The 3,463-nt window shown below is 41.7% G+C and carries 4 protein-coding genes; 2 read left to right on the forward strand and 2 right to left on the reverse strand.

Annotated features, from left to right (window positions below):
* Window positions 1-398 (reverse strand): response regulator transcription factor (locus tag CSV73_RS16175; protein WP_143560972.1); only part of this gene is annotated, 398 nt, incomplete at its 3' end.
* Between the two features lie 15 nt (window positions 399-413).
* Entirely contained in the window at window positions 414-1,775 is a 1,362-nt protein-coding gene (locus CSV73_RS16180; RefSeq protein ID WP_099628082.1) for a sensor histidine kinase, read from the reverse strand.
* Between the two features lie 228 nt (window positions 1,776-2,003).
* Between CSV73_RS16180 and CSV73_RS16185 the strand changes: the two genes are divergently transcribed.
* Both CSV73_RS16185 and CSV73_RS16190 read left to right on the forward strand, forming a co-directional pair.
* Window positions 2,004-2,564: a YdhK family protein gene (locus tag CSV73_RS16185; RefSeq protein WP_099628083.1), complete on the forward strand. Its 561-nt coding sequence runs from the start codon at window positions 2,004-2,006 to the stop codon at window positions 2,562-2,564.
* Window positions 2,565-2,731: 167 nt separating this feature from the next.
* The gene (locus tag CSV73_RS16190) at window positions 2,732-3,274 is read left to right on the forward strand and encodes a CueP family metal-binding protein (RefSeq protein WP_085130837.1); all 543 of its coding nucleotides are present in this window, start codon (window positions 2,732-2,734) and stop codon (window positions 3,272-3,274) included.
* Window positions 3,275-3,463: the final 189 nt, after the last annotated feature.

Consider the following 3,463-nt stretch of genomic DNA (forward strand, 5'->3'; position numbering starts at 1 on the left):
AATGGGCCTTCTTGAATGGTCTTTGGTTGATTTTCTTCTTCTGTACGTCGTAATGCCACACGTACTCTTGCTGTGAGTTCGCGTTCGTCAAATGGTTTCGTAATATAATCATCCGCACCTTGGTCGAGTCCTTTTACCACATCTGATTTATCGGAACGAGCCGTTAATAAAATGACCGGTACATCTGAAATTTTTCTAATTCTACGGCAAACTTCCCATCCATCCATGCCAGGCATCATCACATCGAGGAGGACGAGATGTACGTCCTCCGTTTTGAACACTTCAAGTGCTTTTTGGCCGTCCGTCGCTTGCAAACAGCGATATCCGTGTGGAGCGAGGAATAGTTCTAGCAGATCGAGCATGCGTTGTTCATCATCAATAAGCAAAATGGTTTTCATTTGGATCACCAACTCCTATTTTAATCGTACCGTAAAGATACTACCTTTATCCAATTCGCTCTGTACTTCGATAGTGCCACCATGTGCTTCTGTTAATTCCTTCACTGTCGCTAAACCAAGACCCGCACCGCCGAACGAACGGGAACGTGATTTCTCGACACGATACAATTTTTCGAATATTTGTTGCTGATTCTCAACTGCAATACCACACCCACTGTCTTGGACTTGTAAAACCGTATGCTTTTTATCTTGAAAAGCACGAACGATTACCGTACTGCCAGTTTCAGAATAGTGAAGCGCATTGTCTAACAGATTAAGAATAATTTGTTCAAGTCGCATTCGATCTGCCACTAGAGGGAAATCGCGGACTTGTTCAATCAGCAGCGTAATTCCTTTCAAATCAAATGATGGTTGGACAAGTTGGACAATATCTCGGATGAACGCGTCAGCGGAGAATTCGGATTTCGTCACAGTGAACGTCATTTCATCCATTTGAGCGAGGTCCATTAAGTTTTTCACAAGTGTTTTTAAGCGCTCAGCCTCTTCTTCGATAATCGATAAGTAGTTAAATCGCTCCGTATCATTCAATTCTGTGCGCTGAGCCACTTTGGCATAGCCGATTAAGTACGTAAGGGGAGTGCCCATTTCGTGAGATACAGACGCGAGAAACTCTTTTCGTTCGCGTTTGACGCGGCTTAAATCATTCGATAATTTCCGAATGGAAGCTGCCAATTCTCCCAGTTCATCATTCGAAAACTTCGGCAAGTCCACATCGTACAATCCTTCGCTCATCTGCTCCGTCGCTTCTTTCATGCGAATGAGTGGACGTGTCAACCATTTAGATAGTAATAAGTAGACCATAAATAGAACGACAATGCTGCCGCCACCAGCAAGTAGAAAATGAATATTGAGTTGATTGACAAGTTGACGTATAGGAATGGTACTTTGAAGCATGACGAGAGTCCCAGCATGTCCTTTCGCCTCATATGGATGCACGCTGACGAGGTAAGGAATCTTTTCCCAATCAACTGGCAATATAGTATCTTGCTTCGGTTGCTTTTCATGTAATTGATTCAAATAAGGCGTGAGGACCTCTTCATTTTCCAATGAATGCTGGACGATCTGTCCACTATTATCGAGAATAGCGACGTCTCGTTCACCACCGCTTTCCATTAGAATGATATGCTGCAACGTCGTTTCAGTAAAATTATCTTCCAAGACATTTCGATGGTTGCTACCTGTTTTTAAAAGTCGATCTAGTTCTTCATCCACCCGAGCATGTGTGATGGTCTGATGTAAATACACCATCAGCAATGTATCCATAATAAGAAAGGAAATAATAAATGAAGCCGCTAACTTCGTTGAAATTTTCTTCATAGCATGCGCCCCTTTACTCTATTGAGCAGTATAAGATAAATGTATCGAAAATGTATGCAGAAAGCACCCATTACGTGCATGGCTGGCGGTAGTTGTACTAAAATCATGCAAGTCTTTTTCCATTGGACGTTATTACAATTAAGGAGTTTCTAAGGAGTTTAGGGATTTAGCCCAAAGAAAGATAAGAGATTGTTATACTAGTATTAATTTTATGAAGGAGTGAATCTGATGAAAAAACAAGTACTTACACTAAGTGCCGCGTTTGCTCTAGTGCTTGCAGGATGTGGAGAGACCACGCCAAAAGAACAAGAACCTGCTAAGAGTGAAGAAACTTCACATAATGATATGGAAGGAATGGACCATTCTAGCGATGGAAGTATTCCTGAAGGTTTAATGGAAGCTGAAAACCCGACATACCCCGTTGGATCTGAAGCCATTATTGAAACGGATCATATGGAAGGGATGAAGGGCGCCACTGCAACTATAGTGGGCGCATTTGATACGACTGCATATTCCATCAATTACCCACCGACAGATGGTGGTGAGAAAGTGATCGATCATAAATGGGTCGTTCATGAAGAAATAGAAGATCCCGCACCTGCTCCGCTTGAAAAGGGAACTGAAGTGACCGTACTCGCCGATCATATGGCAGGTATGGAAGGCGCGAAAGCAGAAATTGAATCAGCCGAGAAGACTACTGTCTATATGATCGATTATGCGTCTACTACAGATGGAGAAGAAGTGCAAAATCACAAATGGGTTGTGGAAGATGAGTTATCAGAACAGTAATTAACAAACGATAGAGTTGCCTAGCGCAGCTCTTTTCATTGTACTTACGTTCGGATCATGTACACTATACATAAAAGGCAGAACTTGCGCTACATGTTCTCTTCATAAGTACGGAATCTTGATCTTGCTAAACAGCTACCAAAATAAAATGAATAGGTCGTGATACGATGAAAGGAAAAATGATGGCTATGTTGCTACTGGTCACCGCTTTATTAGTCGGTTGTAGTAAAGAAAATGCCAATAACGAAGCACAAACCCCACAAGCCCCACAAGAATCAGTGGACATTAAAGAATTAGTGAACGACTATACCGTTAGAAATGCTGTAGCTGCGTCTGCTTCTATTACATCGTCTGAACTGATCGTCACGGATGATGATAAAAAAGTTACAACGTACGATCTGCCAGAAGATGAGTTTTTTGTATCGATTGCTCCTTTCGTGAACACTACACACCCGTGCGACGTCCATAGTCTAACAGGTTGCCAAGGTGAACTCGTTGAGGAAGATTTCGATGTGCATATAGAAGATTCAGAAGGTAATGTAATTCTCGATGAAGTTAAGACAACTGAGGCGAATGGATTTATCGACTTATGGCTGCCGCGTGATGATACATTCACAGTCACAATCAAACAAGACACGAAAGAAACTGTAGCTGAAATTACTACATTCGATGGGGACAACACGTGCATCACCACTATGCGTTTGGAGTGATTTCGAAAGTAAACTTCATATGAAAAAAACTGTGCCGCAAACGTTTGCGGCACAGTTTTATTTGAAAGAATAAGTTGAAAAAAGCAAAAAAAAGCACTACCTATGTTATAATAGACATGCGAAAATTTTTTAATTTGAGAGAAAGTCCTTTGATTGTTGCCGCGATCCTAGGGCTTTTTCTTTGTTGTA

The sequence above is a fragment of the Sporosarcina sp. P1 genome (assembly GCF_002743155.1).
Taxonomy (GTDB): domain Bacteria; phylum Bacillota; class Bacilli; order Bacillales_A; family Planococcaceae; genus Sporosarcina; species Sporosarcina ureae_B.

Excerpts from the sequence above, each read along its gene's own strand:
- CSV73_RS16190 (WP_085130837.1), top strand. The coding sequence starts at position 2,732 with ATGAAAGGAAAAATGATGGCTATGTTGCTACTGGTCACCGCTTTATTA.
- CSV73_RS16180 (WP_099628082.1), bottom strand. The coding sequence starts at position 1,775 with ATGAAGAAAATTTCAACGAAGTTAGCGGCTTCATTTATTATTTCCTTT.
- CSV73_RS16185 (WP_099628083.1), top strand. The coding sequence starts at position 2,004 with ATGAAAAAACAAGTACTTACACTAAGTGCCGCGTTTGCTCTAGTGCTT.